Consider the following 24,006-nt stretch of genomic DNA (forward strand, 5'->3'; position numbering starts at 1 on the left):
ACCAATGATTGTTTCAATTTGATTCCAGGAGGCTTGTAAAGGGTTAAAAAGAATACTTTTTAACCCGGACGAAAGAATTGACCTGAAGTTCCTTTGGTTAAGATAAAATTTTATAAATTGGACTGAATCTATAAAAGACAAACCTGAAATACAAAAATTATCAAGCATGACCCGAAAAACAATAAAAATACTAGTAGTCGGCTGTGGCAATATGGGAGCATCCCATGCCCTGGCTTATCACCAACTTGATGGTTATGAGATTGTAGGCCTGGTATCGGGAGGGAAAACAAAGGAAATTCTTAATGAAAAACTAGGGGGAGGCTATGCCCTGTATGATGATTATTACAAAGCCATGGATGCTACCCATCCTGATGCAGTAAGCATTTCTACCTATCCGGATACACATGAAACTTTTGCTATTGATGCATTTGAGAGAGGATGTCATGTATTCGTGGAAAAGCCGCTGGCCGATACTGTAGAAGGAGCCATAAGGGTGGTCAATGCTGCCAGGAAAAATAATAAAAAGCTGGTAGTAGGTTACATTTTGAGGCACCATCCTTCCTGGGAGAAATTTATTGAGATGAGTCAAAAGCTGGGCAAGCCCCTGGTCATGCGCATGAATTTGAACCAGCAAAGTGAAGGTAAGATGTGGACACTGCACCGGAACCTGATGAAAAGTCTTAGTCCCATAGTGGATTGTGGAGTGCATTACATTGATGTCATGTGTCAAATGACCCGGTCGAAACCCATTCAGGTATATGCAATTGGAGCAAGATTAACGGAAGAAATTCCAGCTGGTAATTACAATTATGGTAACCTGCAGATCAGGTTTGAAGATGGGTCCGTGGGTTGGTATGAAGCCGGATGGGGACCAATGGTCAGTGAAACGGCATTTTTTATCAAAGATGTTTTTGGGCCTGCCGGCTCCGTATCCATTGTTGCCAAAGAAGCCGGAGGAAGTGGGAAATCTGACAGTATCGAATCCCATACCAAAACAGAGTCTTTATTGTTTCACCGCTCTGAACTGGACAAAAATGAAAAATTTGCACATGATGATAAATGGATTGACCTAAAGGACGAGCCGGACCACAACGCATTGTGTAAACGCGAACAGGAATATTTTCTCCAATCCATTCATGAGGATACGGATTTGAGTAACCATATGGAAGATGCCGTCAATAGTCTCAGAATAGCCTTTGCATGTGATGAATCTGTCAGAACTGGAAAAGTGGTAACCTTGTAATTCGGGGTTTCCTGCTGATTTTCCAATTATCTTATTTTTTTCAAGTATGCTTTTATAAATAAAAGATATGTCAAAAGAGTTTAAACCTGATAATTTTCAGGTAGGCATCATTGGTCTTGGTCTGATGGGTAGTAGTATTGCTGCCTGTATGTTGATGGCAGGGCACCCGGTGGTGGGCGTGGAACTACTGTCTGATGCCCTCGAATCCGGTGCCCAGAGGGTTAGAAATCATTTCAAACTGGCAGTTGAAAAGGGCTTGATTCAGGGTAAAGCGGAGAATTATCTTAAAAACTTTTCTGTCTCAGGAGATTTAGAAGCCTTAAAAAACAGCCAGCTCGTTATTGAATCCATTAAAGAGGATAAGCAATTAAAAACGGAAATCTTTCAAAAACTGGATGGTATTGTGGGCCAAGACACGCTCATAACTACCAATACCTCAGCCATTCCGATCACAGCATTGCAACAGTTTGTCAGTAATCCCGGTAGGTTTTTCGGTTTACACTGGATGGAACCTGCCTACACTACTCGTTTTCTGGAAGTGATATGTGGTGAAAATAGTGATCCGGAAAAAGCACAATTTCTTTATGACCTGGGCGAGTTATGGCAAAAGGAAACGGTTTTGGTTAAAAAAGATCTTCCGGGATTTATTGCCAACAGGTTGATGTATGCCATGTATCGGGAGGCCATGCACCTGGTAGACGGCGATTTTGCTACCGTGGAAGATGTGGATAGGGCATGCAGAAATGTAGCCGGATATTTTCTGCCCATGATGGGTGTTTTTCGCTGGATGGACTTTACCGGTATAGGGAGTTACAGGGAAGTAATGAAAGACTTGTTCCCTACGCTAAACAATGATGCGGCTCCGGGTAAGGTGATCAATGAGATTGTAGATGCCGGAGGTAAAGGCATCTTCAACGGGCATGGATTTTATGAATATACTCCTGAGGAAAGGAAAATCTGGCAGGAACTTTATAACGAGTTTTCCTATGAAATCAGAGAGCTTACCCTGAAATATCCGGCAGATATTATCCAAAAAAAGCTGGAGGAGAAAAAGGCCTTACAAGCTTCAGGACTACCAAAAGGAAATCAGGATAAGAAAGATTAATGTAAGGCAGGCTTGATGGGCAGGTTTCTTACTACCCCGCCTTCGAATTCCATCATTTCTTGCAAACGGTCGTAAACGATTTTTTCATCAAAATATTCCAGTGCCAGTTCTACATAAATGTTCCCATGTTTGGCTTCTGAGGTCCATAGATTTTTGTAGAATTTCTTTAAGTCTTCATCTTCCTGAGCTTCAGAGATCATTCTGAACCTTTCACAACCCCTGCATTCTACTATTGATCCCAGAAGCATGCGTGATAGAAACCTGCTTTCGGGTGTTCCCCCATGAGTTAATGGCATCAATTGCCGGATGTAGGGATCCTCTTTCATTTCTTTATTCAAGGCCACTTTTCTTTGCTGCATGAGTTCAAATACCTGTTGGAAATGCTCCAGTTCCTCTATGGCCGTCTCGATCATGTCCGGAATGATTTTTTCCCGGTCAGGGTATTTCGCGATCAATGAAGTTGCCATAGCGGAAGCTTTTCTTTCGCAATCCGCATGGTCCTGAAGAAAGGCATTAAAATCGCCCATGACGGCATCCAGCCAGGCCTGGGAGGAGGAAACGGTAAGGTCTATGGAATATTTCATATTGGGAAAATGGAAATTTTGCGATCAAAGAAAACAAATGTAGTATTTCTTTTTCATTTTTGTAGTCCCTGAACTATACCCAACCCGACAAAATCCATGCAGGAAATAATCCAAACCTACACCCAGAGATTTCAGGTAAAACCACCCTTTTTCCAGGATGTACCTGCTATGGACCTGTGCCTGATAGTCGTCATACCCTCCTTTAATGAACCAGATATTCGTGATACCTTAAACTCTTTGCACCAATGTAAACGCCCGAAGGGCACCGTAGAAGTCATCATTGTAATCAATGCTGCTGCCACGTCAAGTCAATCTGTTCTGGAGGCAAATCAAAAAACAGTAGACCAAATAGAATCCTGGAAAGACCAGCACAAGCAGGGAGTTTTACAGATCAAAGTCATACGAGAGGAAAAGCTTGCAGCCAATAAAGCAGGAGCAGGATGGGCGAGGAAAATAGGCATGGATGAGGCCCTGAGGCGTTGGGGAATGCTGGGAAAGGATGGGCCTATTCTGTGTTTGGATGCCGACTGTGAAGTTTCTCCTGATTATTTTCAGGCTGCCCAAAGAGGTTTCAGTGATCCGGCCATCAAATTGGCCCATTTCCAATTTGACCATCCTTATCGACTGGAAACTGACCAACAGTTACAGTTGGGAATCATTCAATATGAACTTCATCTCCGCTGTTATATTCAGGGATTGAAATGGGCCGGGTATCCCTTTGCCTGCCACACAGTGGGTTCCTGTATGGCCGTAAAAGCATCTGCTTATGCCAGGTCGGGGGGCATGAATAGGAGAAAGGCAGGAGAGGATTTTTACTTTATGCACAAGCTACTTCCTGTAAATGGGTTTACCTACTTGTCAGGTACGGTTTATCCCTCCTGTCGGATATCCGACCGGGTACCCTTTGGGACAGGCCGAGCTCAACTGGAATATTTGGCAGCTTCAAATCCGGAAAAAGTTACCTATCATCCTGATATTTATCGCTGTATGAGATCATTTTTTATTCAGGTTCCTTTATTTTATTCGCAAAAGGCCGAAGAGTTAGACCTACCCAATCCCATCCATGAGTTTTTGAAAGAAGTGAATTTTGAAAGTCAGGTTGAAGAAATAAGGAGACAATCCAGTAGTAAAGCCGCCTTTTTCAAAAGATTTTGGCAATGGATGGATGGCTTCATGGTACTCAAGCTGACGCATTATCTCAGAGACAGGTATTTCCCCAATTTACCCGTTAAAACTGCGGGCAAAGAACTGCTATTTCTTCTTTCAGGACATCCCCAAAAAAGTGAATTAACAGATTTACTGGAAGGCTTCAGAGCGCTGGACAGTTTTCACTTTTCCAGTGGGTAAATCAGCAAGGAAACCTGCTGGTTTTCTTCCAAATCAATCTCAAGCCCTTCTAACAACTCCTTACCCGTATAGGTTTGCCTGGTTTCTCCTGAAGGGAAGTTTACCTGGTATTTTTTATCCGGGGAAATGGTAAACCATTCAGGGAATTGATTGATTCTGGGATAGTCCAAAGGCAATCGGAAAATCTCTTGGTGTCTGGGTACATCAAAATTGATTTTACCTTTCCAGGGTTCCTCAGTTAACAGGGTAATAAGTAACCCATTTTCTTTTGGAATGGCACCCATATATAATTGCCTGGACCATGGCCTGGCGGTCAGGCCCTGGCTTTTCCAGAGACAATACATCAGCGTGGTCCTGGCAAAGTTCCCATCTCCATGCCAACCCTCAATGATTCCATTTCCCTGATATGCTGTGGTCCCACTTCTGTGAGCAGAATCCTGGAGGGACCACATGTGTTGGGTTTGGGTATCGATCCAATTGGCAGTTGCACTGCTTTTTTCCCGATTATATAGGTTGAGGGCAGATTCAATAGCATCTGCATATCCATCCGCACTGCCTCTTTCCCAATCATAATATTCGTATTGATCCAAATTGGCCAATGCTGTCAAAACTGCATTTCTGTAAGCCTCATGTTGGTCCAACAAATAAACCCCATAATAGGCATTGAGGGTATATCCAAAGGTATCTGCAATACCTTCATCCAGGATTTCTCCGGTTTGGGGGTTTACTTGATTATAAAAAAGGCCGTGGCCATTGGTGCCTACTTCCAATATGCGATCCAACATACGGTATATGGCATCCTGATAAGCTGATTTCTTATCTTTTGCAGCAAAAGCAGTAGTAATGTACAATTCACATAAACCTGAAACAATCTCGCATCCATGATCCCGGAGGCGTAACACTTCAAAGTCATCTGTAGGGTGCTGCTCACCCAGCAAATAATAATCACCAAGACGGATGGCCCAATCAAGGTATTTTTTTTCTCCAGTCATCCAGTAGACCCGGGAAAGAACCTGTAACAATTCCCCGTTTACTTCCACATTCAAGGAGGGGAGTAACCCATATGGTGATTCATATTCGGCATGCTTCCAAATGTCATCCACCAGCTCGATCATCCTTTCTGACCAGGCCGTTTGCCCAATGTATTCTGTCAGAGGCAATAATCCGTCTTTTACATATTCTGATGCCCCAAATATGATTTCATCTTTGTTCAGGATTTCTTGTTCAAATCCTTGTTTTGAAAAAGAGTAAGTGTCGGGTAGCTGGTCCAGTCTATTGGTTAGATTTTTTTCCTTTTCAAGGATTAGCATCATTTTACCCTGGTACAGGTTGCTGTCCAAAATGGCTGCTGTCAATACCATAAATGGATAATTGTCTGCCGCTGCATCTTTAGCATTCCAAATGTCTTTGCTATCACCCAGGTTCCGGGGTATAAGACCGGTTTCAGGATCAGCATGTTTGAGCCAATCATCAACAAATTTCAAGGAACGGCTATACCCTTCATGTGCCAGATATCCATTCTCCATGGCCTGAGACACTTCTTCTTCTGTAGGGGAAGGAATTTTCTCTTTACAAGCACTCATACACATACCTACAGCAAGGATGATGAGGAATAACAATTGATGGAGTGAAGTTGAATCTAAATCATTTTTCATTTTATGGGCTATTGAAGGACCAAACCTTCTTCAAAGGAGGCCCTGATAATTTGATGTGGAGACGTTTGGCTTACAAAATAGGTGCCCGTGAAATCTTCTTCATAGCTTTCGGCAAATAAAGGGTTGTTCAAGCCATTGAATTGAACTTTAAGTTTATATGCCGCCTGGCCCTGGTAGGTCAGGCTTTCCTGAACCTCAACGGAGGCATGTATGTAAACAGGTTTGATAAGAAGCCTTTCCTGATTTGAATCCTGTCCAATATTCAGTACCATTTTAGGGCTTACATCAAAAAAAGCCATATCAGTTTTATACCCATCTTCCAGGGGAAGTTGGCTCAGCGTACCATAAAATTGATAAATATCAAACAAGCCTGAATTGGGTACCATTGATTTTTGCAGTCCCTGTGATTCATTTGAGGCAGTAATGGCGATGCTGTCGTCTTCATAGGCTATTGATATGGCTGTGTTATGGAAATCAAAAGACCTGGATTCCGGAAATTCATTTTCGTTTTTCAGAATTAATTCAACAGGAAGTAATTCCAGCCCCTCAGTATTCATAGAAGGGCTAAAATCTCCAGATCCTGAAGAAAGGGCATATTTTTCCGCCTCCCGAAAACCACTAATGGTAGAGACTAAAAATGGCTCAAAATTGTCTGAGATCTTTGCCTCTGTTTTTAGATTGTTGTTTTCAAATAATTGTAAAATCCCGGTCTTGAGTTTTACCGTATCGCTGGTTTCATCAAAAGATTTAAATATTTCCATAAAACCAGCATTTATTTGCTCTACTTGCTTGTAGGTGAGTCTCTCTGCAAATGCTGGCTGTTCATCAAGATTTCCGGGAGGTTTATACCTGACAGCGATCTTTTTCAAACCGCCACTCCCGTTTTCTTCCTGAAAATCAATATTCCAAATGGGTAAGTTTTCGAATGAAAAAGTAAAGTTTTTTTCCCAGGGTACTTGACCCAATGACACAGGTAAACTCAAATTCACCAATTGTTCAAAAGTTGGTGAATTACCTTCAAAAGCATTATTCGTCAAAGGTAAAAGGGTAGGGGAGGGTTTGGGATCAATCAATATTGACTGGCTATGGTAGTTTGCGACCGGAATCAATTCATCGAGATTCAATAAATCCATGTCAAATGGGTTGATATTAAAAAATGATTTGGTTACCAGGTTTTCCGGTTTTAATGCATATTTGTTAATGGTCAGGTTTTCCTCAGGCATTCCGTCAATTTTATAAATATAAAAAACATCCTGCCGGTTGTCCCCCTCATTGACAGTAAATATTCCAGGTTGTCCCCGATAATCAGGAATTATAAATTCGAAACTTTGGTTCAAGACAGTACCTTCAGCCAATCCGGAACCTTTTAAAACTTTGGAGGTGGGTATATAACTAATTTCTCCTGATGAAATAGGAATGGCTCCATCTCTGGTGAAAATTTGACCGTCAAGATCATTTATCAATGGCATTGGAATATCCTGCTGATCGATATTCAAGTGAATTACCAGTTGTATTCCTGAAGTTTGAGCAAAGGAAATATTTCCCTTCACACTTACTTTATTATTAGTTGTTTCGTAAGTGAACCCTTCATTTGATTCCGCAGAGGAAAAGTTTCCGTCTTTCAATAAAGGAATACAAGGGGTAGGGTAAAAACTTTTCCTGTCAATGGTTCCTGCCCAGTTTTCATCGGAATTCAACGGTTTTTTAAGCACCAATTCATTCCAACGGATGATGGGGGTTGATAGCGATGTCAATATATCCGGTAATAAAATATATATCCGCTCTTTTCCCCCTGGAAAAACCCTGACTTGATTAAGAGGAATCTTAACTGTTTTTTCAGGAGAAATTATTTCCACATAGTTGGCAGGCATACCACTGGTAATGAACGACTCCGGGCATGGCTGTGTATTACCGGCAGCATATAGCATTAAATGAAATACCAAAGTAAGCGTTAAGGTTAATGCGTATTTTTCAGGCATAACTATCTGTTTTATTTAAACCACCATCCAAAACACCTTAATTTAGCATAATTTGATCAAATAAAAAATCATTGGGGATTTGGTCCAAAAAGGGTTAAAAACAAATTCTTCTTAAGGATTCTCTTCCATCAATTATTTTAGGTGATTTTTATTGGTGCAGCCACAAATTGACACATACTTTTTCACTTTTATTGCATCCAAAATGGAAAATCCTTAGTATTATCTGTTTTATGAAAAAGAAATGAAGACTTCCCAAAACCCAGGAATCACCATGGGTTTATTAGTTTATAGAGAGGTCAGCCAGGTGTCAATGTGTTCATTAAAAGTGTGGCAGTCTTCCCGGTCAGCGGCGATGAAACTATTGTCATCAAGAGCTCCCAATACTATATCTCTTTCCTCAAGATCATTGTAGACCATGTTTCTGAATTTGTTGTCATAGTCCTTTTTTCTGGATACCAGGGTTTGTTCAGACAGCCAAGACCTAAAGGATTTAGCTGAAACGAGTAATTTTTTCAGGTGATCAATGGTAAAATCTTTGGATCCATCATAATTAAGAAACAATGAAAAGGCATGTAGGGTCTTTAGTTTCCCATATTCCTGTCCCAGTTTTTGATAGGATTTGTGCAATTTTGACCAGCTGCTGATTTCTCCTTTCTTTATTGCGGACACAAGTTTATCCAGATCGGTTTGCTGGATCATTTGTCCACCCATGTTTACCCATGTTTCGGGAGCTCTGCTTTTGGATAATAAAGCCAAAATATCGCTGAAATTTGGGTATTGCCCTTGGTTCCTGTATTCAAGCAGGCAATGGACGGGATAATATTGAAGCAGTTTGCTGTAGATCCTATAGGCACTCGTTACTTTGATAATCCGCACCTTTCTGCTGCTGTTTTCCCATCCCTTGGCAAAAATATTTAGCCGATCAACCACTGGATCTTCCGTGATCAATAATTCTCTTCCTTTTTTTCGAATCGATTCATTGGTAGGCGCTTTATCTGGTGGATATTGCCTGAAATAAGATTGCCCGCACAAATCCTCAAGTATAGAAATACCAAGTAGCACTTCCATCATGCTGTCGGGGCCTAAAAAATGAAACTCCAATTTTTGTATTTGGTCGATCCGCTTGTCCCGATCTTTGTATTTCCATGCGTTTCTTGCCAGCGCATACATGTTATATTGAAACCAGTAGGCAGGCATTACAATCAATTCATCCCTGTGCACATCATTGCTCATCAGTGAAAATGGCAGGGGAATGTCCATTTCTGCCGGGTAATCTCCCTTGGTGATCAGATTGAAAGTCGCAAATCGCGAATTGTGCTTCAGGCTGACACACAATCCCGGCCAAAATCCTCTTCCTGCGATAAGTTCCCCATCAGCTCCTCTGGAGTTATGGTTAGAACCCACTGTCGCCCCCGCAGCCATGTTGCTTTGGCCCTGAATCAATGCCGCACAAAGGAAGGAATTATTGTGGTGTTGCTCATGGGCCGGAAAAATCAGCGAATTCAATACTTCACAACAGGAAATGGTGGCATTGGAGCCCAGGTAACTGTTGATCAAACGAGCGCCGTACTTCAATTGAGAGTGGGAGGCCATTAAAAACCTGACGGCCTTAACACCATAAAAGACCGTGCAGCCTTCGCTGACAATACCGTTTACCAATTCGCAGCCCTCGCCAATTTGGGTACCAGAATCGGGAGTGGAGTGGATGGTCAGGTTTTTCAGTTTGTTGGCTCCTTTGATATAGGCATCAGAACCAATCCACACATCTTTGATAATCAGTGTGTTTTTGATAATACAGCGGTCTCCCACTTTTCCATAATACCCCCTTTTATGGTCAAAGGCTTTTTGGGTAAAGGCAAGAAATTGATTTTGCAATTCCAAGTCTGCACGGTACCTGGACCAAAGCCAGGCATCCCCAGGCAACATTCCACTGAAGGGGGCCACTCTTCTGCCTCCGTTTTCATTACAAAGCTCCAGCCATATCCTGACATCTTCTGATTCACCCTCCTTTACGATACCATTACCAAATTTGGCATGGCTTGTTGTTGCCATTTCATTGACATTCACCAAAACCACTTCATTGCCGAGGATATAATGCGAAAGGTAGCGGACATTATCAATGACAACATTATCCCCGATATCACAGCTGATGATATTGCTGTTGTAAATACCAACTGGCATCCGGAGGTTATGGTATTCCAGGAAACATGGTTCCAATTTCCCAATTCGGACAAGGCCAAAGAATTTACAATTCTTTACCAGATCGGGGTTAAATGCATCAGCAACCAGAATTTTGTTCCAATCATCCGATTGGTTTCGGTTTCGGACCAGTAATTCAATTTCCTGGGCGTTGAGGTTTCTAAAGTTGGTTTCTGATCTGTTTTGCCTGTTTCTTAAATAGTATTCGTCTTTTCCTTTCGGTAAGAATCGTTGATCAATAAACTGATAGCCTAAGGCGGATAGGGGATGCCGGGTAATTTTATTCATGGCTGCATTTCCGATTTAAGTTATTCAACAGTGACGGATTTGGCCAGGTTTCTGGGTTTATCCACATCCAGGCCTTTGGCCAAACCGGTGTAATAGGCCAATAATTGCAAGGGGACTACACTCAATAGGGGGGCCAGGATTTCATCAGCAGCAGGTACAGCTATGGTTTCATCAGCTATCTCATGGAATATCGTGTCATTTTCGGTGATGATGGCCAAAACTTTACCTTTTCTGGCTTTTATTTCCTGCGCATTGCTGACCAGTTTTTCATGGTAGGCATCTTTAGTGGCAACAAATACGATGGGAAGGCCTTCCTCTACCAATGCTATCGGACCGTGTTTCATTTCCGCGGCAGGATAGCCTTCGGCATGGATATAGCTGATTTCCTTTAGCTTTAATGCCCCCTCCAATGCGATGGGGAAATTGTAACCCCTGCCTAGAAAAAGAAAATCTCTGGCATCTTTGTATTTTTCTGCCAGGATTTTTATTTCATCAGCCTTTCTCAGTACCTCATTAATTTTTTCCGGAATTAAAGCCAATTCATTGATCAAATGAAGGTACCGTTCTTTGGTTATCGCACTCTTGGCAAAGCCCAATTTCATGGCGATGAGATACAGCACTGTCAACTGGGCTGTAAAAGCTTTAGTGGATGCTACGCCGATTTCCGGTCCGGCATGTGTGTAGGCACCTGCCTGAGAAAGTCTCGCAATACTTGATCCTACCACGTTTACCACCCCAAAAATAAAAGCTCCTTGTTTTTTTGCATTTTCAAGTGCAACCAGGGTATCGGCAGTTTCCCCACTTTGAGAAATGGCAATGATTACGTCCCCTGGGTGTATCACCGGGTTTCGGTACCTGAATTCCGAAGCATATTCGACTTCAACGGGGATTCTGCAAAGCTCCTCAAAAACATACTCTGCCAAAAGCCCTGCATGCCAGGAAGTGCCGCAACCCACCAGAATAATCCGTTTGGCCTCCTTCAACAGGTCCAGGTGCTTGTCTATTCCTCCCATTCTAATGGTTCCGGCTTTGGGGTCTAATCTTCCCCGAAGACAATCAAATACAGCGGTAGGCTGCTCGAATATTTCTTTTAACATGAAATGGTCATAGCCCCCTTTTTCAATGGCCGCCAATTCCATGTCCAGTTTGGTAATAAAGGGAGTAATGCGCTCGTTTCCTGGATTTTTCAATATAAGTTCATCCGGTTTTACGATGGCCATTTCATAGTCATTTATATAGACGACCTCCTTGGTGTACTCGATAATAGGAGAAGCATCAGAGGCTAAGAAATGCTCATTTTTGCCAATTCCGATCACCAAGGGACTGCCCTTTCTTGCAGCAATCAAGGTATCTGGGTGGTCCTGGTCGAGCAAAATAATTACATAGGCACCTACAATGCGCTTTAAGGCAATCCTAACAGCTTCTTCCAGGTTTTTTGCATCATGTTTGTAGATGTCCTCTATAAAATGCAGTAGTACCTCGGTATCGGTATCACTTTCAAAAACATAGCCCTTACTGATCAGTTCTTTTTTAATAGGGGCAAAATTTTCAATGATCCCGTTATGTACCATTGCCAGCTTACCTGAAGAAGAACGGTGAGGGTGCGCATTTCTGTCTGAAGGCTCCCCATGTGTTGCCCATCGGGTATGTCCTATACCTGCCTGCGCATGAAGGTTTTTTCCTACCAGGGAAGCTTCAAGTTCGGCGACCTTTCCCTTCTTTTTATAAATTTCCAATTTTTTATCCAGTAGTGCTACTCCGGCACTATCATAACCCCGGTATTCCAGTCTCTGAAGACCTTTTAGAATGATTGGATAAGCTTCTCGGGAACCAATGTATGCAACGATACCACACATATGAAAATATCAAAATATTATTTTATAAAAGTATTTCGGTGTATGTAATTGCGAAATTTAATAAATAAAAAGTAACAAATACAAATGCATGATTTGTCGACCTTATTTAAAAAAAATAGAAAAGTAATGGAGAAAAAACTAATTTTTATGGTTTGGATAAAAGTTAATTTAAAAGTTTAAGAATTTAAGTCGTCGAATCTCTAAAATTGATCTTGCAGAGTAAATTGATGATTTTCCTTTAAGAATCACTGGAGGCATGCTGAAAGTATTTATTATTATTATATTAAAAATATTTTACCTATTTCCCGATAAAAAGGGGTTTACCCAATTTCTATAGAGCTGCTGCAATTCCTCTAATTTTGCAGGATTTTTTTCGGAAAGGTTATTTGCCTCTGTTACATCGAAATCAAGGTTCACCAAATAGAGTTTATCGGATTCATCAAAGCTTAGTTTTCCTGTAGGATCATGTGGGTTGCCCAATAATTTCCATGGGCCTTTTCTTACCGCCCAGGAATGATTTTCATTATCCGGGAACCCAGTCGCCCAATACATAATTTCATGGGGACTGGAAAGCTCCTGATTCAAAATAAGGGGCAATAAATTTTTTCCATCAATCTGTTCTTCGTTTTCCAGGGGGATTTGGACCATTTCTGCCAATGTTGGCAACCAATCCACACTATTTGCCCACTGTTCACGGATTACATTTTGCGGTAGCTTGGCAGGATAACTGATGATCGCCGGAACGCGGATTCCTCCTTCCAACATGCTGAACTTGGCTCCATTAAAAACCCCTGAATCTCCGCCGCCAAAAAAGGCCCTTTCTTCTACACTGTGTCCATGATCAGACTGGAAAACAATAATGGTGTTTTCCAATTTCCCGGAAGCGGCCAGATACGCATACACTTCACCAACCAGCCCATCAATGGTAGAAACGAAAGCAGCATACTCCTTCCGGGGACTTTCCAGTCCTGAATATTCCTCCAGCCATTTGGGATCACCCTGATAAGGATAATGGGGCATATTGATCGTCCAAAATGCAAAAAATGGTTTTGGGTCTTTTTGTTTTATGAAACCTAATAATTCGGAAACCATCAGGTCTCCAAAAAACTGTCCGGGTCTGTAGATTTCCTTTTCGTTTTGGTAAAGATCGTGCAAATTGGGTCCATTCCAATAAAAGAAGTGTGAGAAATTGTCGATGCAACCCCTCTGATGGCCGAAAAAATAATCAAAACCTTGCCCATTGGGAAGCTTTTCAGGAGTATGTCCCAAATGCCATTTTCCGATAAGGCCGGTTCGGTAGCCATTTTTTTTAAATACCTCTGCCATGGTGATTTCGGATGTTGGCAGCCCTGAGCGCCCTTCCGGATCCCGATGCGGAGGGGCAACATTTCCAAAAAGTCCGGCATTAAAATTGTATTTACCGGTTAACAAAGATGCCCGTGAAGGGGAACAAACGGGTGCTCCCGCGTAAAATTGAGTGAATTTTACTCCTTTTTCCGCAATTAAATCCAAATTTGGTGTTTGTATATCTGTAGCACCATAACTTCCCAAATCCTTATATCCCTGATCATCCGTTAAAATTACCAGCACATTTGGCTTATCCTGGGCATGTAGATTGTTCGAAAGGGTTACGATTAGAACGAAAAAAGTAAAAATTACCTGCATCATTTGGTGTCCTGCTTTTATTGTATTGTGTGATTTTAACATTTGGAAGAAATAGATTTTTTTGTAAATATTTTTAATTTGGGTAATGCAAACCAATTGATTAATCTTACTACCAGATTTGAAACAGAATGAGGGTATTGCTTCCTTGGAATAATGATTAATACTGACTTAAAGGTTATTAGCTTCCCGGATATCTGTCCTAACATTGCCTGTTAGGATATTTTCATTTGATTTCAAGTTTTGAACTATTGAACCTGTAGCCGAAATTTAAATATAAGCTTTTTATAAAAAAGAAATCACTGGCAGAAAATAAAATTTTGGGTATGCGAGGAATGGAGTCCCGGTCTATTACCACATTTGGTAAGCCTTTGATTTTGAATTTCCCGCAAGTCCCTTGTGAATATTGGTGAAGGTCTGGAAATTCTACCTGATTAAATATGGGCTTTTCCTCTTTTTATTTTAAATTTTAACCCAATTGTGTATTTAATAATATTAGCTCAATGAAAATAAGGTCTATTTGTTACACGTTTGTTCTATTGGTAAGTCCCTTATTCGCTTCGTTTGGACAGGAGCATTTGAATTGGTTCAACCCACTTAAATCTGGGAATGCAAATATCGTTCACGGGCAGGGGGAGGGAGCGACAGCTTTTTCCAGATTACCTGAATCAATGGAGGATGAGGTTAGGGGAGCAGTTTGGGGGCTTTCCAGGCACTCAGCCGGCCTTAAATTGAAATTTACCACCGATGCGAAAAAAATCACCATCAGGTATACCGTTTCCCGAGCTCATGGTATGCCCCATATGCCAGCAACTGGCGTTAGTGGTTTGGATTTGTATACTAAATCCGATGCAGGCCAATGGATTTGGGTAAAAGGAAACTATTCTTTTGCCGACACCATTAAATATGAATTTCCAATTGTAGCTGATTTCAAGGGCAACAGAAATTTTGATCTCTATTTGCCCTTGTATAACGAGGTTTTATTTTTGGAAATTGGTCTTCCTGATGATGCTGAATTTGACTTTATTTTGGATGACCCAACTGAATTGCCCCTGGTGGTTTATGGTACTTCCATAGCACAGGGAGCCTGCGCATCCAGACCAGGTATGGCCTGGACAGCTATTTTGGAAAGGAATCTAAACCTTCCCCTTATCAATTTGGGTTTTTCGGGAAATGGTCAATTGGAAGATCCATTGATAACCTATTTGGGTAAAATAGAAAGCAGCATCTATGTATTGGATTGCTTGCCGAATTTGGTGCGTGATTCCTTTGATGAAAAGGTAGTAAAAGAGAGAATTGTTTCTGCTGTAAATTATCTAAAGGAAAAAAGACCCGATACTCCCATCCTTTTGGTCGAACATGCAGGCTACACCGATGAACTGATTAATAAAGATAGGGAAGAAGCCTATCAACTTAGAAATCTTTGGTCGAGACAAGCCTACGAACAGTTGATGGACGGAGGTGTCGAAGGGCTTTATTATTTGAGCAGGGATGGAATTGGATTGAGCATGGATGCTACTGTGGATGGAACTCATCCGTCTGATCTGGGAATGGACCAATATGCAAGGGGATACACTGCCCTGATTAAAGAAATTTTAAACAAGTAATGTCAGAAAAAAAATCACAATAATTCCAATGTGCCCATTTCAATTACTATTAAAAAAGAGATCCCTTTAAGGTTCGAGGTTTAAAATTTTCAGGGCATTACCTCGGTAAACCTTTTCCAATACATCTGTGGGAAGGTCATATCCGTTCATGGCCCATTGGTAGGAGGAAATGTTTCTGTCATAGAAATGCTCATCTGCTGTCTCCAGAATTCTTAGTGTAGTACGGTACATTTCTTCGCTGATCCCCATATCGGTGCCGTACACCAACCGATCTGCAAATTGGGTATAAAACTTTTTTACCGTTCTTGGAATAGTTGCTGTTTCGGCATACCGCGCACTGTTATCAGCATACAGATTGGGATACTTGTCAAAAAGATTGCCAAGGATACCCAAATCATAGCTGCTATTGGCGTAATGGCAGGCAATAAATGTCGTTTTCGGGTTTTGGGCAATTGCTTCTTCTAAAATAGCGATCATTCCTCCATGATCAACGATCCCTTTTTGGTCATCAAGCCGCCATTTGAATGCATTCATCAACCCATCATTTCTGGCATCCATTGGCTGGTACATCCAAATTGGCTCAGCCACGTGAATACTTACAGGCATGCCCAGTTCCGCACATTTTTCCAGCAAGGGTTTCATTTTCGGATCGTTGATGTGCATGCCAAAAGCTTTGGTTGGTTTGGAATAAAACAAGCCTTTACCTTTATCTCCCAATTCCCCGACGCCTTTTGCCCCGACCGAAAAGCACCTTTCAAGTTCTTTTATAGCAGCATCCCCAAAATCGTCTTCTTCAAACCCTGAATAATCGAAGCCACAATAGAGTATAAAACGATCAGGATATTTGTTGTAAACAGCTACAAGTGAGTCAAATGCAGCACCCGTCTGATAACTCTGGATAATCGTTTTTTCTATGCCTACCTTGTCCATGATTGTTACCCATTCATCCAATGCTGCTTCTGATTTAGCATAGGGGTGGGCATGCATATCTATGACAGGAAAAGCAGCCTTTTCGACAGCGGGACCATTGCTTTGGTAAAGGGATTCAGGTTTGTAATCCTTCAATAGTAGGGAATTCACATTTTCTTCCGCAGATACTTCTTTTTCCGGGGTTTGTACTTCTTCATTGCATCCGGTGCAGACCAGAAAACAGAAGATCAAAATAGGAAGGAGAAAGGAATGGCGGGTTACTATTAGGATGCTTTGCATTATCAAGATGCTGTTTATTGGTCAAAGACTGGAATGTTTTCGGAAATCAGGGAATTAAGAATAAGAAAATTACAGAAATATTTTAAATTAATCTCTTTACCATTCATAATATTTTTATAAAATACTGTTTGAAGCAGGTTATTGAAAAGCTATCTTTGACAATCATCTTTCCATATATTTGATCATAAAAGCATTTATTTATCTTGAATATGGCTTCAAGCCCAAAATTAATTGACCAAAGGCTTGGTTCTCTGGATGCTTACAGGGGGATTACCATGTTTCTTTTGGTGGCGGAATCCGCGTTGATATACCGTGCCTTACTTGACCTGTTTTCTGAAGGGAGCCTGGGGTTTCTGTTTTTTCTCCAGTTTACCCACCATCCCTGGAACGGGCTTCGGTTTTGGGACTTGATTCAGCCTTTTTTCATGTTTATAGTTGGGGTGGCCATGCCCTTTTCTTTAAATAAGAGATTGTCCAAACAAGGGGATAGAAGCAAGGTGACCCGCCATATAGTAAAACGTTGCCTGCTATTGTTTTTATTTGGGACAGGTTTGCATTGCGTTTATGCGGATGCCATGGTTTTTGAGCTTTGGAATGTACTTACCCAACTGTCTTTCACCATACTACTGACGTATTTTTTGATCCGGCAGCCATTTAAAATTCAACTGGCCATTTCCATAGGGCTGTTGGTATTGACGGAGATCATGTACCGCTTATATGATCCGGCTTCACCTTTTGTGAAAGGAGAAAATTTTGGATCTTTTACAGACCTTCTCCTGATGGGGAAGTTAAGTGGAGGTGGTTGGGTGGCCATCAATTGCATTCCTACTGCCGCTCATACCCTATGGGGGGCGATGTGCGGTAATGCTTTATTGTTACATCAATCTTCTTCCAAAAAAATAATCAAATATTTTGTTTTGGCAGGCATGTCGGCATTGCTTATTGGATACGGTTTGGACTGGACGGGCATCACGCCAATCATTAAGAGGATAAGTACCAGTGCCTTTGTATTTGCTTCCGGAGGCTGGGCCATTTTGGCCCTGGCGTTTTTTTATTGGCTGATTGATGTAAAAAAAGTTAAAGGTTGGACATTCTTTTTTGTAATTGTAGGCATGAACCCGATATTTATTTACCTGTTTGCCCAGATTTTGGGACATGACTGGTTGACCGGTTTTGTAAGAATTTTCAATTATGGGATTTTGGGTGCAATTGGCTTGCAGGAAAATGTATTGGAATTAATTAACGCCGTATTTACATTGGCAATCATGTGGTACCTTTGCTATTTTCTATATAGAAAAAAGCTGTTTTTTAAAATTTAGAATAATGCCTGACAAAAAAACATGCAATTGAAACGATTAACAATTAAACTGAATAAATATGAGTAATAAAAGAAGAGAGTTTTTAAAACTATCCGGCCTTGCCGGAATAGGGATGATGGGAACTGGTTTTACAGGACTTTCCCGGGAAGAACAGGAAAAAGTGCTTGTTCAAAGTAAAAAACAATATGTCCAAAGGTTCAATATGTCAGGTTTTTCAGCCCCCAAACTGGATGTAGTTAGGGTAGGGGTTATTGGTCTGGGAATGAGAGGGCCTGGGGCTGTTAATCGCTTGAGTAAAATTCAGGGAGTTGAGATCAAAGCTTTGTGTGACTTAAGGCCAGAAATGGTGGATAAGGTGATGAAAAGTCTGGAGGGAACTTCGCACAAGCCGGAGACCTATAGCGGATCTACCTTTGCCTGGAAGAAAATGGTGGACAGGGATGATCTGGACCTCATATACATTGCCACACCCTGGGAATGGCATACTCCTATGGCGGTATATGCAATGGAAGCAGGCAAACATGCCGTTTCTGAGGTACCCATTGCGATTTCCCTTGAAGAATGCTGGCAATTGGTGGAAACGTCTGAGCGGACCAAAAAGCACTGCATGCAATTGGAAAACTGTTGCTATGATTTTTTTGAGCTAATGACTTTAAACATGGCCAGAGATGGGTTTTTTGGTGATATCATCCATGGAGAAGGAGCCTATATACACGACCTATTGGATTTGAATTTTCAAAAGGATACCGGCTATCAGGACATGTGGAGGTTGAAGGAAAACTACCGTAATGGTAATATTTACCCCACTCATGGTTTAGGTCCCGTATGTCAAATCATGAATATCAATCGGGGAGACCAAATGGATTACCTGACATCCTTATCCAGCAATGATTTTCACATGAAAGCCCGTGCGGAGCAATTGGCGGCAGAGGATAATTTCTTTGCATCTTTTGCGACCAAGAATTTTCGGGGAAACATGAATACCACATTGGTCAAAACCAAAAAGGGTAAATCCATAATGATTCAGCATGATGTCAGTTCTCCCAGGCCCTATTCCAGAATCCACCTTATAAGTGGCACTAAAGGAATGGCCAGAAAATGGCCTGTACCGGGTATTTCTACTGGTCATGGCTGGATGAAGGATGAGGAAGTAAAAGAACTGGAAGAAAAATACACTCCGGAAATCGTCAAAAAAGTGGGAGAAATGGCCAAAAAAATCGGCGGTCATGGCGGTATGGATTTTATGATGGACTGGCGATTGATTGACTGCCTTCGAAACGGCCTGCCATTGGATCAGGATGTTTACGATGCAGCACTCTGGAGTTCCATTACCCCATTGAGCGAGTGGTCGGTGGCCAACCGATCCAATTCAATCGATATTCCGGACTTTACGGCAGGAGCATGGGAAACAAACGAACCGGTGGAACTTACCCTTAAGGGGGGCGGCACCACAGGTGTGAATGCCTGATTGGAATAAAAAAGGCGGCAGGGGTCTAACTCCCTGCCGCCTTTTTTAATCTACATACAAAACCAAACCTTTCAGGTAGGAAGTCTCCTGATGAAATACATTTACAGGGTGATCTGCCCCTTGGGACACCTGATGCAGGATTTGGGTATTTCTTCCTGATTCCAGCGCTGCAGCTGTTACCGTATGGTGAAACAATTCCCGGTCAATTACCTGAGAGCAGGAAAAAGTAAACAGTATACCTCCGGGCTTTATTTTTTTCAGTGCCAGGGCATTCAATCTTTTGTAAGCTTGTACCGCATTGTGGCGGGAGCGCCTGTTTTTGGCAAAAGCAGGCGGGTCAAGTATAATTACTTCATAGGAGTCATCGATAGTCTGAAGGTATTTAAGTACATCTGCAGTAATAGAGGGATTATTAATGGGATCAAACCCGTTGATTTCAAGGTTCCTTTGGCAAAGGGCAATGGCCTCTGAAGATATATCAACGGAGGTGACCCTGCTTGCCCCTGCTCCCATAGCATACACAGAAAACCCGCCAGAATAACAAAAAGTATTGAGTACTACTTTTCCCCGGCAATAGGTCTGGAGCAAATTCCGGTTGTCCCTTTGATCCAGAAAAAAGCCTGTTTTCTGGCCCTTTTCCATGTTGATTTCAAATTGAAAATCATTTTCCACTATCCGGTTATCCGGATTTTCACCAAAGACCCATCCATCGGCCTGATCAGTTTGGCCATGCATTGCCGAAGAACTTTTGTTATAAATGGATTTGAGTTCTTTCCCTAAAACCCTTTTCAAGGCAGTTGATATGTTGTCCAGTTCTTTGATAATTCCCGGGTGGTGACCCTGAATGACCAGGTTTCCGTTGTAATTGTCAATGATTAACCCCGGCATGCGGTCTCCCTCCCCGTGTACCAACCGGTAGGCATTGGTCTTTTTGTTCCCATAGGAAAAAATCTCCTTTCTTAATTTGTATGCAACTGAAATTTTTTCCATCCAGAAGTCTTCTGAAATATCCCTGTCGGTAAAGGTTATCATTCGAACCATAATGGAGCCTGGTGAATAAAAACCAATGCCCAAAACCTGCTTTTTGTGATCCAGGACCTTCACCAGGTTTCCTTCCTCCAGATCCAGGGTTTTTTTTTCGATGGCACCTGAAAAAATCCAGTGATGCTTTCGTTTTATGGAGATCTCTTTTCCCTTTTTCAGGGTGACTTCAGGGTAGTTCATTATAGGAGCCTTATTGTTTTAAGTAATTTTTCAGGATAGTATGTTATCAGGTGGTCTGGGATAAAGGTTGGAACCGATAATCATGCCCATTATGCTAACGGCGAGGGCTGTCAGATGATGCGGAACGGGTATAGGAATAAATTCAAAAATGGTCTCGGAGCCAAACCAGGTGGCAAAAAGAGCCGAGGCACTTAAATATAGCGGGAGTTGTTTGCCGGCCAGCATGAAGGCCCCGGAACTCTTGACAAAGCGGGAAGACCATGCGCCTAAAGCCATGGTTACCAATAAGTAACAAACGATCGCAGTGGGCAGCAAGTAATGGTTATTAATGGTACATCTTATCCCTCAGGGCTTTAATTTCCGGATCTTCCAGGTAGGATTCGTAATCCATTCGCCTGTCAATGGTGCCCTTGGGTGTAAATTCGATAATCCGGTTGGCAACAGACTGTACGAAAGCATGATCAAAGGAAGAAAACAACAAAGTTCCCGTGAAATCAATCATGGCATTGTTAAGTGCATGAATGGATTCCAGATCCAGGTGATTGGTAGGCTCATCCAAAACCAGAAAGTTGGGGTTCTGGAGCATCATCCGGGAAACCATACACCTTACTTTTTCTCCCCCGGAAAGCACGGATGCTTTTTTCAGAGACTCTTCACCTGTGAAAAGCATTCTGCCCAGGAAAGTTCTTACATAAGCCTCCTCCTGATTTTCGCTGTATTGACTTAACCAGTCAATCAGTTTTAGGTCCGAGTCGAAAAAAGAAGAATTATCATTGGGCATGTAAGCTTTATTAATGGTAACCCCCCATTTAAAACTTCCGGATTGAACAGGAATTTCTTCCATGATGGTTTGGAAAAACTTGGTAACAGCCTGTTTGGTCCTGGAGAGAAAGGCGATTTTGTCCCCTTTATCCACCATCAGGTTTACATCCTTGAAAAAGACCCTCTCTTCGTTTTTCAATTCCAATTGATCGGTAAGCAGTAGCTGGTCTCCGGCCTCCCTTTCGGGTTTAAAAATAATGCCCGGGTATTTGCGGGTGGATGGCTTGATTTCATCCACATTGAGCTTTTCCAGCATTTTTTTCCTGGCAGTCGCTTGTTTGGATTTGGCAACATTTGCGGAAAAGCGCTCAATGAAAGACTGAAGCTCTTTTCGCTTTTCTTCCGCCTTCTTGTTCTGATCCGCTTTTTGTTTTGCGGCCAGTTGGGAAGATTCATACCAAAAAGAATAATTTCCGGAATATATGTTGATTTTACCGAAATCTATATCCACAATATGCGTGGCCACCTGGTCTAAAAAATGCCGGTCATGGGAAACCACAATGACCAGGTTTTTAAAATTGATTAAGAAATCCTCCAGCCAGCCAATGGTTTCGGCGTCAAGATCGTTTGTGGGTTCGTCCAGAATCAGGATATCCGGATTTCCGAATAAAGCCTGTGCCAGTAGCACCCTTACTTTCTGATCCCCGGATAAGTCTTTCATTAATTTCCCGTGGAGATTTTCACTCACCCCCAATCCTGAAAGAAGTGCTGCTGCGTCACTTTCGGCATTCCACCCGTCCATTTCTGCGAAATCAGCTTCCAGGGTAGCTGCTTTGTTACCATCTTCCTCCGTAAAATCCTCTTTCATGTAAATGGCATCTTTTTCCGTCATGATGTCAAAAAGCTTTTTATGCCCCATGATCACCGTTCGCAAAACTTCCTCCTCCTGAAAGGCAAAGTGGTCCTGCGAAAGGACGGCCATTCTTTGCCCGGGTGTAATATTGACGATGCCGGTAGTGCTGTCAATTTCTCCGGTAAGGATCTTTAAAAATGTAGATTTTCCTGCGCCATTGGCACCGATGACCCCATAGCAATTACCTGGGGTGAACTTTAGGTTTACATCTTCGAACAGTGTTCTTTTGCCGAATTTGAGGGATAAATTATCTACTGAAATCATTGTCTTTGCCTACTGAAATTTTAACAAAGCGCAAAGTTAAAAAAATAATCCAGCATCACCTATTTTCCCTTGCTCCAGAAAGGCCGCGCAGCTTGTTTTTTCCTCCAGTTGTACAATTCCCCTGTAGCTGAAAAGTGAAAAAGCAGGACCATCCCAGCCACCAATATACAGCCTGCCATCAACAAGACCATAGGCATGGCCGTACCATTGTGAAAAAGGCTCACCATGGCGGTAACCAGACCTCCTATAGCCATGCGCATAAAACCCATCATGGCCGAAGCACTCCCTGCATTTTTAGAGAAGGGAGCCAGTGAAATGGCTGCTGCATTGGGAACACTCAGCCCATGACCGGTCAGGAAGATAAACATGATACCGATCAATACCCAAACATTAAACGCTGCTGTCCACACACCGATAATGATGATCAGGCCAATGACCAATTGGTAAGAAAGGGCTGTAATAACGATGGTACGGTTGCTGAAGTGATTCAACAGGATGTGGTTCAGTTGGGTAGCACCAATCATGGCAATGGATAGAAAAGCAAAAAGCCAACCATATTCTGTAGCGGTTAACCCATAAATATTGATAAACACATCAGAAGAACCGGCTATGTAGGCGAAGGGTGCTGCTCCGGCAATTCCACCGACAAGTATATAGGTTAGAAATTGCTTGTTTTTAAGAACTTCAATATACTTTTTAAAAACCTGAACCGGCCGGAGAGAGAGATTCAGGTCCGGCTCTGCGCCGTCGGGAAGTTGCCATTTGCAGGAGATAATGATGCCGGTACATATAATGGCCAACAAAATAAATAGCCAGTTCCAATGGAAATGAGCCGCAATATACCCACCCAGGGTAGGTGCTATCATAGGAGAAACGGCAATCACCAACGTCAGCATCGCTAAGGTTTGGGCAATTTTATTCACTGGGAATAAATCCCGAACCAGTGCTTGTGCTGCCACCATTCCCACACAACCGCCAATGGCTTGAACGAATCGCATGATGATAAGCCCCTCAAAGGAGGATACAAAAGCACATCCTATGGATGCCAGGACGTAAATCCAAAGCCCTGCATAGAGCGGCTTTTTTCTTCCAAACCGATCCAATAATGGGCCATAAAACAACTGTCCGATGGCGATACCTATCAGATAGCTAGTTAGCGATAGTTGAATGTTGGAAATACTGGTATGCAGGTTTTTAGCAATTGCCGGAAATGCAGGCAGATACATGTCCACTGAGAAAGGACTGATGGTACTTAATGCCCCCAAAATCAATACAAGGATAAAATAATTTTTTTGTTCTTTCATAGCAAAATACAAAAATAC

At 42.1% G+C, this 24,006-nt stretch carries 17 protein-coding genes; 6 read left to right on the forward strand and 11 right to left on the reverse strand.

The features are described from left to right. Positions 1-166: 166 nt before the first annotated feature. Entirely contained in the window at positions 167-1,243 is a 1,077-nt protein-coding gene (locus G9Q97_RS11185; RefSeq protein WP_166146857.1) for a Gfo/Idh/MocA family protein, read from the forward strand. Between the two features lie 67 nt (positions 1,244-1,310). Beyond that, positions 1,311-2,348 carry a 3-hydroxyacyl-CoA dehydrogenase family protein gene (locus G9Q97_RS11190; RefSeq protein WP_166146858.1) on the forward strand — a complete coding sequence of 346 codons (1,038 nt, stop codon included), beginning with the start codon at positions 1,311-1,313 and terminating at the stop codon, positions 2,346-2,348. On the opposite strand, the gene miaE is transcribed toward G9Q97_RS11190, so the two are convergent. After that, positions 2,345-2,932 carry a tRNA-(ms[2]io[6]A)-hydroxylase gene (gene miaE, locus G9Q97_RS11195; protein ID WP_166146860.1) on the reverse strand — a complete coding sequence of 196 codons (588 nt, stop codon included), beginning with the start codon at positions 2,930-2,932 and terminating at the stop codon, positions 2,345-2,347. The genes G9Q97_RS11190 and miaE overlap by 4 nt on opposite strands. Positions 2,933-3,028: 96 nt before the next feature. On the opposite strand from miaE, the gene G9Q97_RS11200 reads away from it, so the two are divergent. After that, the gene (locus tag G9Q97_RS11200) at positions 3,029-4,279 is read left to right on the forward strand and encodes a glycosyltransferase (protein WP_166146862.1); all 1,251 of its coding nucleotides are present in this window, start codon (positions 3,029-3,031) and stop codon (positions 4,277-4,279) included. Here the strand turns inward: G9Q97_RS11200 and G9Q97_RS11205 are convergent. The 5 genes from G9Q97_RS11205 to G9Q97_RS11225 all read right to left on the reverse strand — a co-directional run bounded on the left by G9Q97_RS11205 (position 4,261) and on the right by G9Q97_RS11225 (position 13,963). Then, positions 4,261-5,934, reverse strand: coding sequence for a hypothetical protein (locus tag G9Q97_RS11205; RefSeq protein WP_246255610.1), 1,674 nt, complete (start codon positions 5,932-5,934; stop codon positions 4,261-4,263). The genes G9Q97_RS11200 and G9Q97_RS11205 overlap by 19 nt on opposite strands. Before the next feature lie 8 nt (positions 5,935-5,942). Next, positions 5,943-7,913, reverse strand: coding sequence for a hypothetical protein (locus G9Q97_RS11210; RefSeq protein ID WP_166146864.1), 1,971 nt, complete (start codon positions 7,911-7,913; stop codon positions 5,943-5,945). A gap of 285 nt (positions 7,914-8,198) precedes the next feature. After that, complete coding sequence (locus tag G9Q97_RS11215; RefSeq protein WP_166146866.1) at positions 8,199-10,400, reverse strand: DUF4954 family protein; 2,202 nt, start codon at positions 10,398-10,400, stop codon at positions 8,199-8,201. Between the two features lie 20 nt (positions 10,401-10,420). Then, positions 10,421-12,256: a glutamine--fructose-6-phosphate transaminase (isomerizing) gene (glmS, locus tag G9Q97_RS11220; RefSeq protein WP_166146868.1), complete on the reverse strand. Its 1,836-nt coding sequence runs from the start codon at positions 12,254-12,256 to the stop codon at positions 10,421-10,423. A gap of 294 nt (positions 12,257-12,550) precedes the next feature. Continuing rightward, positions 12,551-13,963, reverse strand: coding sequence for a sulfatase-like hydrolase/transferase (locus tag G9Q97_RS11225; protein WP_246255612.1), 1,413 nt, complete (start codon positions 13,961-13,963; stop codon positions 12,551-12,553). Between the two features lie 458 nt (positions 13,964-14,421). On the opposite strand from G9Q97_RS11225, the gene G9Q97_RS11230 reads away from it, so the two are divergent. After that, positions 14,422-15,525: an SGNH/GDSL hydrolase family protein gene (locus tag G9Q97_RS11230; protein ID WP_166146869.1), complete on the forward strand. Its 1,104-nt coding sequence runs from the start codon at positions 14,422-14,424 to the stop codon at positions 15,523-15,525. Positions 15,526-15,591: 66 nt separating this feature from the next. Here G9Q97_RS11230 and G9Q97_RS11235 read toward each other — a convergent pair whose 3' ends face one another. Then, entirely contained in the window at positions 15,592-16,734 is a 1,143-nt protein-coding gene (locus tag G9Q97_RS11235) for an amidohydrolase family protein (protein ID WP_166146870.1), read from the reverse strand. A 209-nt stretch (positions 16,735-16,943) separates the two neighbouring features. Between G9Q97_RS11235 and G9Q97_RS11240 the strand changes: the two genes are divergently transcribed. Together G9Q97_RS11240 and G9Q97_RS11245 are read left to right on the forward strand one after the other, a co-directional pair. After that, positions 16,944-18,053, forward strand: a complete 1,110-nt coding sequence (locus G9Q97_RS11240) for an acyltransferase family protein (RefSeq protein ID WP_166146871.1) — start codon at positions 16,944-16,946, stop codon at positions 18,051-18,053. Between the two features lie 58 nt (positions 18,054-18,111). Then, a complete protein-coding gene (locus G9Q97_RS11245; RefSeq protein ID WP_166146872.1) occupies positions 18,112-19,521 on the forward strand; it encodes a Gfo/Idh/MocA family protein in 1,410 nt (469 codons plus the stop codon). Between the two features lie 45 nt (positions 19,522-19,566). On the opposite strand, the gene G9Q97_RS11250 is transcribed toward G9Q97_RS11245, so the two are convergent. The 4 genes from G9Q97_RS11250 to G9Q97_RS11265 are packed head-to-tail and all read right to left on the reverse strand — an operon-like array spanning position 19,567 to position 23,988. Next, positions 19,567-20,745 (reverse strand): class I SAM-dependent rRNA methyltransferase, encoded by a 1,179-nt coding sequence (locus G9Q97_RS11250; protein ID WP_166146873.1) that lies wholly within the window; start codon positions 20,743-20,745, stop codon positions 19,567-19,569. Between the two features lie 30 nt (positions 20,746-20,775). Next, positions 20,776-21,021, reverse strand: a complete 246-nt coding sequence (locus tag G9Q97_RS25290) for a hypothetical protein (protein ID WP_317168751.1) — start codon at positions 21,019-21,021, stop codon at positions 20,776-20,778. A 49-nt stretch (positions 21,022-21,070) separates the two neighbouring features. After that, positions 21,071-22,684 carry an ABC-F family ATP-binding cassette domain-containing protein gene (locus G9Q97_RS11260; protein WP_166146874.1) on the reverse strand — a complete coding sequence of 538 codons (1,614 nt, stop codon included), beginning with the start codon at positions 22,682-22,684 and terminating at the stop codon, positions 21,071-21,073. Positions 22,685-22,743: 59 nt separating this feature from the next. Continuing rightward, on the reverse strand, positions 22,744-23,988 hold the full coding sequence (locus G9Q97_RS11265; protein WP_166146875.1) for a multidrug effflux MFS transporter: 1,245 nt from the start codon (positions 23,986-23,988) through the stop codon (positions 22,744-22,746). Positions 23,989-24,006: the final 18 nt, after the last annotated feature.

The organism is Cyclobacterium plantarum, from assembly GCF_011290685.1.
Taxonomy (GTDB): domain Bacteria; phylum Bacteroidota; class Bacteroidia; order Cytophagales; family Cyclobacteriaceae; genus Cyclobacterium; species Cyclobacterium plantarum.

What these genes read in the sequence shown, in the direction of transcription:
- G9Q97_RS11185 (WP_166146857.1), top strand. Translation starts at nt 167, where the DNA reads ATGACCCGAAAAACAATAAAAATACTAGTAGTCGGCTGTGGCAATATG.
- G9Q97_RS11190 (WP_166146858.1), top strand. Translation starts at nt 1,311, where the DNA reads ATGTCAAAAGAGTTTAAACCTGATAATTTTCAGGTAGGCATCATTGGT.
- miaE (WP_166146860.1), bottom strand. Translation starts at nt 2,932, where the DNA reads ATGAAATATTCCATAGACCTTACCGTTTCCTCCTCCCAGGCCTGGCTG.
- G9Q97_RS11200 (WP_166146862.1), top strand. Translation starts at nt 3,029, where the DNA reads ATGCAGGAAATAATCCAAACCTACACCCAGAGATTTCAGGTAAAACCA.
- G9Q97_RS11205 (WP_246255610.1), bottom strand. Translation starts at nt 5,934, where the DNA reads ATGAAAAATGATTTAGATTCAACTTCACTCCATCAATTGTTATTCCTC.
- G9Q97_RS11210 (WP_166146864.1), bottom strand. Translation starts at nt 7,913, where the DNA reads ATGCCTGAAAAATACGCATTAACCTTAACGCTTACTTTGGTATTTCAT.
- G9Q97_RS11215 (WP_166146866.1), bottom strand. Translation starts at nt 10,400, where the DNA reads ATGAATAAAATTACCCGGCATCCCCTATCCGCCTTAGGCTATCAGTTT.
- glmS (WP_166146868.1), bottom strand. Translation starts at nt 12,256, where the DNA reads ATGTGTGGTATCGTTGCATACATTGGTTCCCGAGAAGCTTATCCAATC.
- G9Q97_RS11225 (WP_246255612.1), bottom strand. Translation starts at nt 13,963, where the DNA reads ATGTTAAAATCACACAATACAATAAAAGCAGGACACCAAATGATGCAG.
- G9Q97_RS11230 (WP_166146869.1), top strand. Translation starts at nt 14,422, where the DNA reads ATGAAAATAAGGTCTATTTGTTACACGTTTGTTCTATTGGTAAGTCCC.
- G9Q97_RS11235 (WP_166146870.1), bottom strand. Translation starts at nt 16,734, where the DNA reads ATGCAAAGCATCCTAATAGTAACCCGCCATTCCTTTCTCCTTCCTATT.
- G9Q97_RS11240 (WP_166146871.1), top strand. Translation starts at nt 16,944, where the DNA reads ATGGCTTCAAGCCCAAAATTAATTGACCAAAGGCTTGGTTCTCTGGAT.
- G9Q97_RS11245 (WP_166146872.1), top strand. Translation starts at nt 18,112, where the DNA reads ATGAGTAATAAAAGAAGAGAGTTTTTAAAACTATCCGGCCTTGCCGGA.
- G9Q97_RS11250 (WP_166146873.1), bottom strand. Translation starts at nt 20,745, where the DNA reads ATGAACTACCCTGAAGTCACCCTGAAAAAGGGAAAAGAGATCTCCATA.
- G9Q97_RS25290 (WP_317168751.1), bottom strand. Translation starts at nt 21,021, where the DNA reads ATGGCTTTAGGCGCATGGTCTTCCCGCTTTGTCAAGAGTTCCGGGGCC.
- G9Q97_RS11260 (WP_166146874.1), bottom strand. Translation starts at nt 22,684, where the DNA reads ATGATTTCAGTAGATAATTTATCCCTCAAATTCGGCAAAAGAACACTG.
- G9Q97_RS11265 (WP_166146875.1), bottom strand. Translation starts at nt 23,988, where the DNA reads ATGAAAGAACAAAAAAATTATTTTATCCTTGTATTGATTTTGGGGGCA.